Origin of the sequence: Pseudomonas sp. So3.2b (assembly GCF_019464415.1) — a bacterium.
In the GTDB taxonomy this organism is placed as follows: Bacteria; Pseudomonadota; Gammaproteobacteria; order Pseudomonadales; family Pseudomonadaceae; genus Aquipseudomonas; species Aquipseudomonas shahriarae.
On sequence record NZ_CP080494.1, the window covers coordinates 1960221 to 1973790 of the forward strand.

Sequence of the window (13570 nt, forward strand, 5' to 3'; positions counted from 1 at the left end):
CCATGGCAACCAGTCGCGCCGCGCGCCTTGCTCCCGTGGTGGAGATGGCCGAAAGCGCCGAACGCACCGCCGCCCAGCGCCTGGGGCATTTCCAGGGCCAGGTGCGCCTGGCCGAGAGTAAGCTCGGTGACCTGGAGCGCTTTCGCGGCGAGTACCAACAGCAGTGGATTGATCGCGGCAGCAAGGGTGTTTCCGGGCAGTGGCTGATGAACTATCAGCACTTTCTCAACCAGTTGGAAAGCGCCGTCGGCCAGCAGCGCCAGAGCCTGGCCTGGCACCAGAACAACCTCGACAAAGCCCGCGAAGGCTGGCAACAGGCCTACGCCCGGGTCGAGGGCCTGCGCAAGCTGGTGCAGCGTTACATCGATGAGGCGCGGGCCCTGGAGGACAAGCGCGAGCAGAAGTTGCTCGATGAACTGTCCCAGCGCCTGCCGCGCCAGGATCAATACTAGCCGCGTCGGTAGGCAAAAATTGCGATAGCCATGAGTATCTACGCGACTTGCTCTTTTTGGGTTGTTGGGGGTGTGTGCATATCCGTTGCTGCGGTTATGGCGGCTATTGGTTCCGCCCTTACGGCGGGTCACTTTCGAAGAGCGCGAAAGTAACCAAAGCGCTTTTGCCCCACCACTCGGTGCCTCGCCTAGGCTCGGCATGCCCGCAGTCAGGCATTGCTCCGTGGGCCCGCCGCGATCGGCCATCCATGGCCGTGTCGCGGCTACCCCGGCATCCATGCCGGGGTGCCCACTGCGCAATACCTGCCTGCGGCCAGCGTGGTTTAACGGGGCGCCTGAGATCAAAAGCCAGATCAAAAGCAGAGCAACAGCAACAGCAAAGCCAGAGCGCGAAGCTGCATTCCCCCCTGTGGGAGCTGGCTTGCCTGCGATGGCGGTGTACCAGCCAATACATTTATCGGCTGATACACCGCCATCGCAGGCAAGCCAGCTCCCACAGGGTACGCGCACGCTTCGACGATCAGGTCGGCTGTCAGGCCGCCTCGCTTTGCTTGTGATTTTGATCTGAGGCGCCCCGTTAAACCACGCTGGCCGTCATCCGATATTGATTTGGGGGGTAACCCGGCAGGACGCCGGGTTAGCCGCGCTGGGCCATGGATGGCCCATCGCGGCGGCCCCCCAAATCAATGTCGGATGACGGGCACACCGAGCCTAGGCGAGGTGCCGAGTGGTGGGGCAAGAGCCCTTTTGGTTACTTTTGGCTGGGCCGGCACTCCGGGCTCTTTTCCAAAAGTGACCCGCCGTAAGGGCGGAACCCTAAGTGGCCGTAACCGCACCAATGGATATGTACTCACACCCAATAACTAAAAAAAAGCGAGTCGTGTAGATACTCATGCTGCGATATCGGCGGATCCGTCGCTCATTTTTTCTGATAAGCCGCTATCGCAGGCAAGCCCACACCACACAAGCGCACCGCACATTTGATTGCGTTTGTTGCCCACTCTCCGATCACCTGCTAAACCTTGTTGCACATACCCACGACAAGGAAGCAGTCGTATGTCAGTCGAGTCAGAAGTATCCCTGGATGGGAAGAAATTGACGATCGCAATCAAGGGCCGGTTCGATTTCGGCAGTCATCAATCCTTTCGTGATTCCTATGAGCGGTTCTACAAGGTTCCCGAAACCTACGTCGTGGACTTGAAAGAGGCCACTTACCTCGACAGCTCGGCCCTGGGCATGTTGCTGCTGTTGCGTGATCACGCTGGTGATGACGCGGATGTGCGCGTGATCAACAGCAACTCCGATGTGCGCAAGATCCTCGCTATTTCCAACTTCGACAAACTGTTCGACATCAGTTGAGTGCCCAGGCTCTGGACATCCTCACGGTACTGATCGCCGAGGACAGCGCTGCCGACCGGCTGCTACTGTCGAGCATCGTGCGCCGCCAGGGGCATCGGGTGCTCAGTGCCAGTAATGGCCAGGAAGCGGTCGAGGTGTTCGCCCGTGAGCGTCCGCAACTGGTGTTGATGGATGCGCTGATGCCGGTGATGGACGGCTTCGAGGCGGCCCGGCAGATCAAGCAGTTGGCCGGCGAAGCACTGGTGCCGATCATTTTTCTCACCTCCCTGCAAGAGAGCGAAGCCCTGGCGCGCTGCCTGGATGCCGGTGGCGATGACTTCCTGGCCAAGCCCTATAACCAGATCATCCTGGCCGCAAAGATCAACGCCATGGACCGCCTGCGCCGGTTGCAGGCCACCGTGCTTGAGCAGCGCGACCAGATCGCCCGTCACCATGACTACCTGCTGCATGAGCAATGGGTGGCCAAGGCGGTGTTCGACAAGGTCGCCCACTCTGGTTGCCTGAACGCGGCGCACAATATCCGTTACCTGCAATCGCCTTATGCGCTGTTCAATGGCGACCTGCTGCTGGCGGCCTATGCGCCGTCGGGCGATATGCATGTGCTGCTGGGCGACTTCACCGGGCATGGCTTGCCGGCGGCGGTCGGCGCGATGCCCCTGGCCGAGGTGTTCTACGGCATGACCGCCAAGGGCTATGGCCTGGCGCAGACCCTGCGGGAGATGAACGCCAAGCTCAAGCGCATCCTGCCGGTGGATATGTTCTGTTGTGCCACGCTGTTGTGTCTCAGTGAGCAGCGGCGGGTGGTGGAGGTATGGAACGGCGGCATGCCTGATGGCTATGTGCATGAAGTGGCCACGGGGCGGCGTACGCCGCTGGTGTCGCGGCATTTACCCCTGGGCGTGCTGGCGCCCGAGGTCTTTGACGACCGCACCGAGGTCTGGCCCATGGCCTTGGGCGACCGGGTGTTCTTGCTGTCCGATGGGGTGATTGATACCGCCGATGCCAACGACCAGTTGTTTGGGGTCGAGCGCCTGCAACGGGTGTTTGCCGCCAACCGTGAGCCTGAGCAACTGTTTGTTGAAATCGAACAGGCGCTTGCCGCATTCCGAGGGCAGGTGCGGGACGATATCAGCTTGGTCGAAATCACCCTGCTGGCCGAGCAATCGCTGTTGGCGCCACCTCTGCAGTACACCGACAGCGGCCAGTCCTGTCCGCTGGACTGGTCGGTGAGCTTCGAGTTTCGTGCCGAGACCCTCAAGCGTTACAACCCATTGCCATACCTGTTGCAGTTACTCCTGGAAATACATGGCCTGCGCGGCCAGAGCGGGGCGCTGTACAGTGTCATGGCCGAGTTGTACTCCAATGCCCTGGAGCATGGCGTGCTGGGCCTGGACTCCCGACTCAAACGCGATGTGCAGGGCTTTGCCAGCTATTATCGCCAGCGCAATGAGCGGCTCGACCAGTTGAACAGCGGCCACGTGCGTGTGCATGTGAACGTGGTTCCAACCGAGGCGGGTGGTTGCCTGAGCCTGCGTATCGAAGACAGCGGCGCCGGGTTCGATGTCGAAACAGTCCTGGCGCGGCCGTTGGATATCGACCGTCTGTCCGGGCGCGGGCTGAACCTGGTCCGGCAACTGAGCAGCAATGTACGTTGGACAGATGGCGGGCGCAGTGTGTGCGTGGAGTTTTGCTGGGAGGCTCTGGCATAATCCGTCGATTCTTGATCAAGGAGCGAACAAGTGACGCAGATACATATGGACCCTGAAGTGTTGGTGGGTTTGCAGGAAGTGATGGAGGGTGAATACCCCCACTTGCTCGACACCTTCCTCGATGACTCGCAAAAGCGCGTTGAAGCGTTGCGCAAGGCGCGCGATGACGCCAAGGCCCTGGGGCGTATCGCCCACAGCTTCAAGGGCAGCAGCGGCAACCTCGGTGCGGTGCGCCTGGCGCTGTTGTGCCAGCGATTGGAGGCTGAGTCGGCCAAGGAAGAGGTTACCGACCTGGGCAAACTGGTCGACCAGATTGATCACGAGTTTGCGTTGGTCAAGCCGCTGTATGAGTCGGAGCGCCAGCGCTTCTAGGCTCGGCAGGCCCGCCCTGAAAATCTGGCCCGACTTTTGCTATCTATCTTCTGCCTGCGCCCTCGACCCTGCGCAGCGGAGACCTGACTTATGCCTCTAGCCCCCAACTCGCTCCTGCAAGCCGCTCCTGCGGTCAAGCCCCAGGCGTCCTCCGCGAATGCGCAGGCAACGGCCGCAGACACGCGGGCCAAAGCGCCAGGCTTTGCACAGGTGTTCGCCAAGGAGTCCAAGGCGACCCCGGCCAAGGCTGCGGATATGGCACCCAAGCCGAGCCATGACAAGCCAGCCAGCACCAGCGCCAAGAAAGATGTTGGCAACGACAAGCCTGCCGCTGGCGCTCCAGCGGTTGCCGATAGCGGCAAGACTTTGCCTGCCACGCCGCCCGCCAAGGCCGACGCGGCAGCCCCCGGCGATGACGACAAAGGTGCGGACAAGGATCTGGCGCAAACCCCGCCGCCAGCGGTCGATCCGGCTTCGGTCGCGGCGGTGACACCCGCTCCGGTAGCGGTCCAGGCCGCTGTAGCGGATGACGCCACCGCGCCGTTGCTGGTGACTACCCCTGCGGTCGCTGAAGAGGTCGTGCCTTTCGACCCCGAAGCCGATCCACTGGACTCATTGCCAGCCGTGCGCCTGGCGATGGAGCAGGGCGGTCATGTGTCTGCCAGCAGCCAGGCAGCGCAAAAGAACCTGCCGACCCAGGCTGAACCCACCGCCGCGCAGAACTTCAGCAACGGCCTGGCGGCCATGGTTGACCAGCAGGCGGCCAAGGACAGCACTGACCAGGGTGGCGAGAAGGCTTTCAGCGGCCTGATCGAAGATGGCCTCAAGGACTTGAAGGGCGCGAGCAGTGACACTCGCGTCGATGACTTCGCCAATCGTCTGGCCGCCTTGACCCAGGCTGCCACCCCCAAGACCACCAACGCCTTGCCCCTGAATAACCAGCCGCTGGCCATGCATCAGGGTGGCTGGACCGAGGAGGTGGTGAACCGGGTCATGTACCTGTCCAGCGCCAACCTCAAATCTGCCGATATCCAATTGCAGCCGGCCGAACTGGGACGCCTGGATATCCGCGTGAATATCACTGCCGACCAGCAGGCCCAAGTGAACTTCATGAGCGGCCATGCCGCCGTGCGCGAGGCCCTGGAGAGCCAGTCCGGGCGCCTGCGGGAAATGTTCGCCCAGCAGGGCATGGGCCAGGTCGACGTGAACGTGTCCGACCAGTCCCGTGGCTGGCAGGGCCAGGGTCAGGAGCAACAGCAGAACCAGGCGCGAGGTGTCAGTGGCAGTGGCGGTCACAGCGATGGGCATGACGCAGGCCTTGCGGGCGAAGTCACTGAAGTGGCGGCACCGATAGCCCAATCCGTCATCGGCTCCAGCGCCGTGGACTACTACGCCTGACCTGAGGTCAACACCGATCAAAATGTGGGAGCGGGCTTGCTCGCGATAGCGGTATGTCAGTTACCTAGTTGCTGACTGATCTAGCGCTATCGCGAGCAAGCCCGCTCCCACATTGGTTTTGCGCTGTTGCTGAAATCCGTGACAACTCTGGCATAACACTTGCTCTTGCCTTCCCGTGGATCTATGAAACCCCGAATAGTGACGGATTATTGGCATGGCGAAGAGTGACGACGCAGCGACAGCAACAGTACCTGCAGCAGGCAAGGGCAAGCTCAAGATGATCCTGCTGATTGTCGTGGGCTTGTTATTGGCCATTGGCGTGTCGGTGGGGGCTACCTGGTACTTTATGCACAGTGCCCAGAGCAAGCCGGTACCTGTGGCCGAGACCGCCAGCAACGTCAAGCAACCGGCAATCTTCGAGCAGATGCTCCCGGCCTTTGTTGCCAACTACAACCAGAACGGTCGGCAACGCTACCTGCAGGTGAGCATTACCTTGCAGGCGCGCAACCAGGCGGACATGGATGCCCTCAAGGTGCATATGCCGGTGATCCGCAACAACCTGGTGATGCTGTTCTCCGGGCAGAGCTTCGACAGCCTGGCCACCCCCGTGGGCCAGGAAATGCTGCGCCAGAAAGTCACTGCCAGCGTGCAGGAAGTGGCCCAGAAAGAACTGGGCAAAGTCGTGGTCGAGCAGGCGCTCTTCACTAATTTCGTATTGCAGTAGGATCACGACATGGCCGTGCAAGACCTGCTGTCCCAGGATGAAATCGACGCGCTGTTGCATGGTGTCGACGATGGTCTGGTACAGACCGAAATGGCTGCCGAGCCCGGCAGCGTCAAAAGTTATGACCTGACCAGCCAGGATCGCATCGTCCGCGGACGCATGCCGACCCTGGAAATGATCAACGAACGTTTTGCCCGCTACACCCGTATCAGCATGTTCAACATGCTGCGCCGCTCGGCGGACGTGGCGGTGGGCGGTGTGCAGGTGATGAAGTTTGGCGAGTACGTGCATTCGCTGTACGTGCCCACCAGCCTCAACCTGGTCAAGATCAAGCCCCTGCGTGGCACCGCGCTGTTCATCCTCGACGCCAAGCTGGTGTTCAAGCTGGTGGACAACTTCTTCGGCGGTGACGGCCGTCACGCCAAGATTGAAGGCCGTGAATTCACGCCTACCGAGTTGCGTGTGGTGCGCATGGTGCTGGAACAGGCCTTTATCGACCTGAAGGAAGCCTGGCAGGCGATCATGGAAGTCAATTTCGAGTACATCAACTCGGAAGTGAACCCGGCCATGGCCAACATCGTCGGGCCCAGCGAAGCCATCGTGGTCTCCACCTTCCATATCGAACTCGATGGCGGCGGCGGCGACCTGCACGTGACCATGCCGTACTCGATGATCGAGCCGGTGCGCGAGATGCTCGATGCGGGCTTCCAGTCTGACCTGGACGACCAGGACGAGCGCTGGGTCAAGGCCCTGCGCGAAGACTTGCTGGACGTTGACGTACCGCTGAGCGCCACCGTGGCGCGCCGCCAGCTGCGCCTGCGGGACATTTTGCATATGCAGCCGGGGGATGTGATTCCCGTCGAACTGCCAGACGAATTGATTATGCGCGCCAATGGCGTGCCGTCGTTCAAGGTCAAGCTCGGTTCCCACAAAGGGAACCTGGCGTTGCAAGTGGTTGAGCCGATCAACCGTCGCTGATGCATCCCCTAATTGATGATTTTTGCTGCGCCGAGGACATGTAATGGCTACCGAACACGAAAACACTTCCGCCGAAGACCAGGCCCTGGCTGACGAATGGGCGGCTGCCCTGGAAGAAACCGGCGATGCCAGCCAGGACGATATCGACGCCTTGCTGGCGGCCGATGCCGCCACCCCGCCAGTGGGCAATCGCCTGCCTATGGAAGAGTTTGGCAGCGTGCCGAAGAACCATGAGCCGGTCTCGCTGGATGGGCCCAACCTGGACGTGATCCTCGATATCCCGGTATCGATCTCCATGGAAGTGGGCAGCACCGAAATCAATATCCGTAACCTGCTGCAACTCAACCAGGGGTCGGTGATCGAACTCGACCGCCTGGCCGGCGAGCCGCTGGATGTGCTGGTCAACGGCACGCTGATCGCCCATGGCGAAGTGGTGGTGGTCAACGAGAAGTTCGGCATCCGCCTGACGGACGTGATCAGCCCCAGCGAACGTATCAAGAAGCTGCGCTGAGATGAGTCGCCGGTGGTTGGGACTGTTGTGGGCGTTGCCGCTGGCCGTGATGGCGGCTGAACCGGTGGCCCAGGTCGCCGCGCCGGCCGCCGGCAGCAGCGTGACTGGGCAATTGACTCAGTTGGTGCTGGGCCTGTTGCTGGTGGTGGGGTTGATCTTTTTCCTCGCCTGGCTGTTGCGCCGGGTGCAGCGCATTGGTCCGGGCAATGCCCAGGTCATCGAACTGGTGGGATCGCGGGCCCTGGGGCCGCGTGATCGCCTGGTGCTGGTGCAGGTGGGCGAAGAGCAGATCCTGCTCGGTCTCACCCCCGGCCGGATTACCCCGTTGCACGTGCTCAAGCATCCCGTGAGCGTGGCCCAGACCGAGGCCGCCACACCGGAGTTCGCCCAGCGCCTGATGGAGCTGATGGGCAAGGACCAGAAGGATAAGAAGTAATGCGCGTTCTATTGGCGCTCATGCTGTTACTGGCAGCGCCCCTGGCGTTCGGCGCCGACCCGTTGTCGATCCCGGCGATCACCCTGGGCACCAATGCGGCCGGGGCCCAGGAGTATTCGGTCAGCCTGCAGATCCTGCTGATCATGACGGCGCTGAGTTTTATCCCGGCCTTCGTCATGCTCATGACCAGTTTCACCCGGATCATCATCGTGTTCTCGATCCTGCGCCAGGCCCTGGGCCTGCAGCAGACCCCATCGAACCAGATCCTTACCGGCATGGCGCTGTTTCTGACGCTGTTTATCATGGCGCCGGTATTCGACAAGGTGAACCAGCAAGCCCTGCAACCCTACCTGGCGGAGAAAATGACCGCCCAGGACGCGGTGGAAAAGGCCCAAGGCCCGATCAAGGACTTTATGCTGTCCCAGACCCGCTCCAGCGACCTGGAACTGTTTGTGCGCCTGTCCAAGCGCACCGATATCGCCAGCCCGGATCAGGCGCCCTTGACCATCCTGGTACCGGCGTTCGTCACCTCGGAGCTCAAGACGGCATTCCAGATCGGTTTCATGATCTTTATCCCGTTCCTGATCATCGACCTGGTGGTGGCCAGTGTGCTGATGGCCATGGGTATGATGATGCTGTCGCCGCTGATTATCTCGTTGCCGTTCAAGATCATGCTGTTTGTACTGGTGGATGGGTGGGCGCTGATTATCGGCACCCTGGCAGGCAGTTTTGGCGGGGTTTAGCGCATGACACCTGAAGTCGCAGTCGACCTGTTCCGTGAAGCCCTGTGGCTGACCACCGTGATGGTCGCCGTGCTGGTGGTGCCCAGCCTGTTGGTGGGCCTGCTGGTGGCGATGTTCCAGGCGGCGACCCAGATCAACGAACAGACCTTGAGCTTCCTTCCGCGCCTGTTGGTGATGCTGGTCACCCTGATCGTGGCCGGCCCCTGGCTGGTGCAGAGTTTCATGGAATACATCCTGCAGTTGTACGGCAGTATTCCGCAGTTGATTGGCTGACCCGATGCAGTCCTTGCTGGCGTTGACCGACACTCAGATCAGCACCTGGGTGGCCTCGTTTATCCTGCCGATGTTTCGCGTGGGCGCCTTGTTGATGACCATGCCGGTGTTCGGGACCACCCTGGTGCCCAAGCGCATACGGCTGTTTTTCACGGTGGCGATTACCGTGGTCATCGTGCCGGTACTGCCACCGATGCCGCCGGTCAATGCCCTGGACCTCAGTGCGCTGCTGCTGATCGCCGAACAGATTCTGATCGGCGCCTTGATGGGGTTCTCCCTGACCCTGTTTTTCCAGTCCTTCGTGATTGCCGGGCAAATCGTCTCGATCCAGATGGGCATGGGCTTTGCGTCCATGGTCGACCCTACCAACGGCGTGTCGGTGGCAGTGATCGGGCAGTTCCTGACCATGCTGGTGACCCTGCTGTTTTTGGCCATGAACGGCCATCTGGTGGCCTTTGAAATCCTTACCGAGAGTTTCACCACTTTACCGGTGGGCGAGGGCTTGATCGTCAACCACTTCTGGGAAGTGGTCGGGCGCCTCAGTTGGGTGCTGGGCGCGGCGTTGTTGCTGGTATTGCCGGCGATCACCGCGCTGCTGGTGGTCAACATCGCCTTTGGGGTGATGACCCGCGCCGCGCCGCAACTGAACATCTTCGCCATTGGTTTCCCGCTGACCCTGGTGTTGGGCATGGGGATTTTCTGGATCGGCCTGGCCGACATTCTCAATCAGTATCAACCGCTGGCCAGTGACGCCTTGCAGTTTTTACGTGATCTGGCACGGGCGCGCTGAGCCATGGCCGAGAGCGAGAGTGGTCAGGACAAAACAGAAGACCCCACGGAGAAACGTAAAAAAGACTCCAGGGAAAAGGGCGAGATCGCCCGTTCCAAAGAGCTCAATACCCTGGCGGTGATGCTCGCCGGGGCCGGTGGCCTGCTGATCTACGGCGGCGGCCTGGCCCAGGACCTGATGGAGATCATGAAGCACAATTTCTCCCTGCCCAGGGATGTGCTGCTGGACCCACGCGCCATGGGCATCTACCTGCTGCACTCGGGGAAAATCGCGATCCTGGCCGCGCAGCCGGTGCTGATCACGTTGTTGCTGGCGGCAATCATCGGGCCGATCTCCCTGGGGGGCTGGCTGTTTGCGGCTGGCAGCCTGGCGCCCAAATTCAGCCGGATGAACCCCGGGGCCGGGATCAAGCGTATGTTCTCCGCCAAGGCGCTGGTGGAGTTGCTCAAGGCCCTGGCGAAGTTCTTTATCATCCTGTTTGTGGCGCTGGTGGTGTTGGAGTCCGATATCGACGACTTGCTGCGCATCGCCCATGAGCCACTGGAACTGGCAATCATCCACAGCGTGCAACTGGTGGGCTGGAGTGCGTTGTGGATGGCATGTGGCCTGATCCTGATTGCTGCAGTGGATGCGCCGATCCAGCTGTGGGAAAGCCACAAGAAACTGCTGATGACCAAGCAGGAAGTGCGCGACGAGCATAAGGATCAGGAAGGCAAACCGGAAGTGAAGCAGCGGATTCGCCAGCTGCAGCGCGAAATGTCCCAGCGCAAGATGATGGCCTCGGTGCCCGACGCCGACGTGGTCATCACCAACCCGACCCACTACGCCGTGGCGCTCAAGTACGACGCGGAGAAGGGCGGCGCGCCGCTGCTGCTGGCCAAGGGCAGCGACTTCACTGCCTTGAAAATCCGCGAAATCGCCCAGGCCAATGACATCTTGCTGCTGGAATCGCCGGCGCTGGCGCGTTCGATCTTCTACTCCACTGACCTCGACCACGAGATCCCGGCCGGGTTGTACCTGGCGGTGGCCCAGGTGTTGGCCTACGTGTATCAGATCCGCCAATACCGTGCCGGCAAGGGCAAACGTCCGGACCCGCTCAAGGACTTGCCGATTCCGCCGGATTTGCGTCGCGATTCTTGAGTCTTCTGCTGCCTCTTCCGGCGCCATCGCGGGCAAGCCCGGCTCCCACATTTGATCGCATTCCAGTGTGGGAGCCGGGCTTGCCCGCGATGGCGTCGGAACAGATGCTTGCCGTTCGTCCAACTCCCTTCCGACCTGTCAACTTTGACAGTAGCCAGCCCTCGTGCAGGGCGCTTTGATAGACCGGGAACATGCGGATTCGGGAGAAGGGCAATGGCAACTGGCACAGTGAAGTGGTTTACCGATTCAAAGGGCTTTGGATTCATCACGCAAGACGCCGGAGGAGAGGACCTGTTTGTGCACTTCTCGGACATTCAAAGCGGCGGCATCAAGTCGCTGGTGGAGGGCCAGAAGGTGGAATATGAAGTCGTAGAGGGTCCGAAAGGCAAGCAGGCATCAAACGTGCGTCCACTCTGATGATCGTTCCCACGCTCCTGCGTGGGAACGATCTCGTCCCTGAAGCAAAAGTTGGAAGGCTTCTTGCAATACCGCCTTCAGGACGCCTCTCGGCGTCAAAAGTTTGCTTCAAGGTGACGAGGAATACCGGTGGATCGCTCTAATATGCTCAGCACAGCCCGTGGCACCCTGACGGACCTCTCGCGAGGCAATCTGGGTGTGCCGCTGTTGCTGTTGGTCATGCTGGCAATGATGATGTTGCCGATACCGCCGTTCCTGCTGGACGTGTTCTTCACCTTCAACATTGCCTTGTCCATCGTCGTGCTGCTGGTTTGCGTGTACGCCCTGCGGCCTTTGGATTTTGCGGTCTTTCCCACCATTTTGCTGGTTGCCACGCTGCTGCGCCTGGCCCTTAACGTGGCCTCTACGCGGGTGGTGATGCTGAACGGCCAGGACGGCCACGCCGCCGCCGGTAAGGTGATCCAGGCTTTCGGCGAGGTGGTGATCGGCGGTAACTACGTGGTCGGTGTCGTGGTGTTTGCGATCCTGATGATCATCAACTTCGTGGTAGTGACCAAGGGCGCCGGGCGGATTTCCGAGGTGAGCGCGCGTTTTACCCTCGACGCCATGCCCGGCAAGCAAATGGCGATCGACGCCGATCTCAACGCCGGGCTGATCGACCAGAACCAGGCCAAGGCCCGCCGCTCGGAAGTGGCCCAGGAAGCCGAGTTCTATGGCTCCATGGACGGTGCCAGCAAGTTCGTGCGCGGCGACGCGATTGCCGGCCTGCTGATTCTGTTTATCAACCTGATCGGCGGCATCGCGGTCGGTATCTTCCAGCACGGCATGACCTTCGGCGATGCAGGTAAGGTGTACGCCTTGCTGACCATTGGTGACGGTTTGGTGGCGCAATTGCCATCACTGTTGTTATCTACAGCTGCGGCGATCATGGTGACCCGTGCGTCCGGCTCCGAAGACATGGGCAAGCAGATCAACCGCCAGATGTTCGCTTCGCCCAAGGCTCTGGCCGTGGCGGCCGGTATCATGGCGATCATGGGCATTGTGCCGGGCATGCCGCACTTCTCCTTCCTGACCATGGCCGCCCTGGCCGCCGGCGGGGCGTACCTGTTCTGGAAGAAGCAAAACATCATCAAGGTCCAGGCCTTGAAAGAGGTGGAGCGCCAGCAGGATCTGCTGCCGTCGCCGGCCCGCGCCCAGGAAACCAAGGAGTTGGGCTGGGATGACGTGACCCCCATCGACATGATCGGCCTGGAAGTCGGCTACCGTCTGATTCCCCTGGTGGACCGTAACCAGGGCGGCCAGTTGCTGGCGCGGATCAAGGGCGTGCGCAAGAAGCTGTCCCAGGACCTGGGTTTTTTGATGCCCACCGTGCATATCCGCGACAACCTCGACCTGGCCCCCAGCGCCTACCGCCTGACGCTGATGGGCGTGACCCTGGCCGAAGCCGAGATCTACCCTGACCGCGAACTGGCTATCAACCCCGGCCAGGTATTCGGCTCCCTCAGCGGCATAACCGCCAAAGATCCGGCTTTTGGCCTGGACGCGGTGTGGATCGAAGTCAGCCAGCGTAGCCAGGCACAGTCCCTGGGTTACACCGTGGTCGACGCCAGCACCGTGGTCGCCACGCACCTCAACCAGATTCTGTACAAGCACTCCCACGAGCTGATTGGTCACGAAGAAGTCCAGCAACTCATGCAATTGCTGGCCAAAGCCTCGCCTAAGCTGGCTGAAGAGCTGGTGCCGGGGGTATTGTCGCTGTCGCAACTGCTCAAGGTGTTGCAAGCGCTGTTGGCCGAACAGGTGCCGGTGCGGGACATTCGCAGCATTGCCGAGGCTGTCGCCAACAATGCCGCCAAGAGTCAAGATACTGCCGCGCTGGTAGCGGCGGTGCGCGTCGGATTGTCGCGTGCAATCGTCCAAAGCATTGTAGGGCTTGACTCTGAGCTGCCTGTAATCACCTTGGAGCCAAGGTTGGAACAAATATTGCTCAATAGTATCCAGAAGGCAGGGCAAGGCCAGGAAGAGGGCGTTCTGCTGGAGCCAAGCATGGCTGAAAAGCTGCAGCGTTCGTTGATCGACGCCGCACAGCGTCAGGAAATGCAGGGCCAACCGGTGATTCTGCTGGTGGCAGGCCCCGTCCGAGCGATGTTGTCGCGGTTTGGACGCCTGGCAGTACCGAATTTGCACGTTTTGGCTTACCAGGAAATTCCTGACAATAAGCAAGTGACTATCGTCGCGACAGTAGGGCCCAACGGCTGAGGTAGTGGG

General features: G+C 60.9%; 15 protein-coding genes. All 15 read left to right on the forward strand.

Going from position 1 to position 13570, the window contains the following annotated elements; genetic code table 11:
• The first annotated feature begins 2 nt into the window (after positions 1–2).
• The 15 genes from fliJ to flhA all read left to right on the forward strand — a co-directional run bounded on the left by fliJ (position 3) and on the right by flhA (position 13561).
• On the forward strand, positions 3–452 hold the full coding sequence (gene fliJ / locus K1X80_RS08820) for a flagellar export protein FliJ (protein WP_057444567.1): 450 nt from the start codon (positions 3–5) through the stop codon (positions 450–452).
• A 1056-nt stretch (positions 453–1508) separates the two neighbouring features.
• Positions 1509–1811 (forward strand): STAS domain-containing protein, encoded by a 303-nt coding sequence (locus K1X80_RS08825; RefSeq protein ID WP_057438807.1) that lies wholly within the window; start codon positions 1509–1511, stop codon positions 1809–1811.
• The gene (locus tag K1X80_RS08830; protein WP_220172821.1) at positions 1808–3520 is read left to right on the forward strand and encodes a fused response regulator/phosphatase; all 1713 of its coding nucleotides are present in this window, start codon (positions 1808–1810) and stop codon (positions 3518–3520) included. Before K1X80_RS08825 ends, K1X80_RS08830 begins: the two co-directional genes overlap by 4 nt.
• 30 nt (positions 3521–3550) lie before the next feature.
• Positions 3551–3892, forward strand: coding sequence for an Hpt domain-containing protein (locus K1X80_RS08835; RefSeq protein ID WP_057438808.1), 342 nt, complete (start codon positions 3551–3553; stop codon positions 3890–3892).
• A 90-nt stretch (positions 3893–3982) separates the two neighbouring features.
• Positions 3983–5290 (forward strand): flagellar hook-length control protein FliK, encoded by a 1308-nt coding sequence (locus K1X80_RS08840; RefSeq protein ID WP_186625961.1) that lies wholly within the window; start codon positions 3983–3985, stop codon positions 5288–5290.
• 214 nt (positions 5291–5504) lie between these two features.
• Positions 5505–6014, forward strand: a complete 510-nt coding sequence (gene fliL / locus K1X80_RS08845; RefSeq protein WP_186625962.1) for a flagellar basal body-associated protein FliL — start codon at positions 5505–5507, stop codon at positions 6012–6014.
• A gap of 9 nt (positions 6015–6023) precedes the next feature.
• Positions 6024–6992, forward strand: coding sequence for a flagellar motor switch protein FliM (gene fliM, locus K1X80_RS08850; RefSeq protein ID WP_029292532.1), 969 nt, complete (start codon positions 6024–6026; stop codon positions 6990–6992).
• A 43-nt stretch (positions 6993–7035) separates the two neighbouring features.
• The gene (gene fliN, locus K1X80_RS08855; RefSeq protein ID WP_057438810.1) at positions 7036–7503 is read left to right on the forward strand and encodes a flagellar motor switch protein FliN; all 468 of its coding nucleotides are present in this window, start codon (positions 7036–7038) and stop codon (positions 7501–7503) included.
• Position 7504: 1 nt separating this feature from the next.
• Entirely contained in the window at positions 7505–7939 is a 435-nt protein-coding gene (gene fliO / locus K1X80_RS08860; RefSeq protein WP_057438811.1) for a flagellar biosynthetic protein FliO, read from the forward strand.
• Positions 7939–8682, forward strand: coding sequence for a flagellar type III secretion system pore protein FliP (gene fliP, locus K1X80_RS08865; RefSeq protein ID WP_057438812.1), 744 nt, complete (start codon positions 7939–7941; stop codon positions 8680–8682). The genes fliO and fliP overlap by 1 nt, the downstream gene beginning before the upstream one ends.
• 3 nt (positions 8683–8685) lie before the next feature.
• The gene (fliQ, locus tag K1X80_RS08870) at positions 8686–8955 is read left to right on the forward strand and encodes a flagellar biosynthesis protein FliQ (RefSeq protein ID WP_034099472.1); all 270 of its coding nucleotides are present in this window, start codon (positions 8686–8688) and stop codon (positions 8953–8955) included.
• A 4-nt stretch (positions 8956–8959) separates the two neighbouring features.
• Positions 8960–9745 (forward strand): flagellar biosynthetic protein FliR, encoded by a 786-nt coding sequence (gene fliR / locus K1X80_RS08875; RefSeq protein WP_057438813.1) that lies wholly within the window; start codon positions 8960–8962, stop codon positions 9743–9745.
• Between the two features lie 3 nt (positions 9746–9748).
• Positions 9749–10885: a flagellar biosynthesis protein FlhB gene (gene flhB, locus K1X80_RS08880; protein ID WP_057960238.1), complete on the forward strand. Its 1137-nt coding sequence runs from the start codon at positions 9749–9751 to the stop codon at positions 10883–10885.
• Between the two features lie 213 nt (positions 10886–11098).
• On the forward strand, positions 11099–11302 hold the full coding sequence (locus K1X80_RS08885; protein WP_186625963.1) for a cold-shock protein: 204 nt from the start codon (positions 11099–11101) through the stop codon (positions 11300–11302).
• 144 nt (positions 11303–11446) lie between these two features.
• Positions 11447–13561 carry a flagellar biosynthesis protein FlhA gene (flhA, locus tag K1X80_RS08890; protein ID WP_178118157.1) on the forward strand — a complete coding sequence of 705 codons (2115 nt, stop codon included), beginning with the start codon at positions 11447–11449 and terminating at the stop codon, positions 13559–13561.
• The last annotated feature ends 9 nt before the right edge of the window (positions 13562–13570 follow it).

Bases quoted from the DNA above. Each gene is read 5' to 3' on its own strand.
- fliJ (WP_057444567.1), top strand. From the start codon at position 3: ATGGCAACCAGTCGCGCCGCGCGCCTTGCTCCCGTGGTGGAGATGGCC.
- K1X80_RS08825 (WP_057438807.1), top strand. From the start codon at position 1,509: ATGTCAGTCGAGTCAGAAGTATCCCTGGATGGGAAGAAATTGACGATC.
- K1X80_RS08840 (WP_186625961.1), top strand. From the start codon at position 3,983: ATGCCTCTAGCCCCCAACTCGCTCCTGCAAGCCGCTCCTGCGGTCAAG.
- fliL (WP_186625962.1), top strand. From the start codon at position 5,505: ATGGCGAAGAGTGACGACGCAGCGACAGCAACAGTACCTGCAGCAGGC.
- fliM (WP_029292532.1), top strand. From the start codon at position 6,024: ATGGCCGTGCAAGACCTGCTGTCCCAGGATGAAATCGACGCGCTGTTG.
- fliN (WP_057438810.1), top strand. From the start codon at position 7,036: ATGGCTACCGAACACGAAAACACTTCCGCCGAAGACCAGGCCCTGGCT.
- fliO (WP_057438811.1), top strand. From the start codon at position 7,505: ATGAGTCGCCGGTGGTTGGGACTGTTGTGGGCGTTGCCGCTGGCCGTG.
- fliP (WP_057438812.1), top strand. From the start codon at position 7,939: ATGCGCGTTCTATTGGCGCTCATGCTGTTACTGGCAGCGCCCCTGGCG.
- fliQ (WP_034099472.1), top strand. From the start codon at position 8,686: ATGACACCTGAAGTCGCAGTCGACCTGTTCCGTGAAGCCCTGTGGCTG.
- fliR (WP_057438813.1), top strand. From the start codon at position 8,960: ATGCAGTCCTTGCTGGCGTTGACCGACACTCAGATCAGCACCTGGGTG.
- flhB (WP_057960238.1), top strand. From the start codon at position 9,749: ATGGCCGAGAGCGAGAGTGGTCAGGACAAAACAGAAGACCCCACGGAG.
- K1X80_RS08885 (WP_186625963.1), top strand. From the start codon at position 11,099: ATGGCAACTGGCACAGTGAAGTGGTTTACCGATTCAAAGGGCTTTGGA.
- flhA (WP_178118157.1), top strand. From the start codon at position 11,447: ATGCTCAGCACAGCCCGTGGCACCCTGACGGACCTCTCGCGAGGCAAT.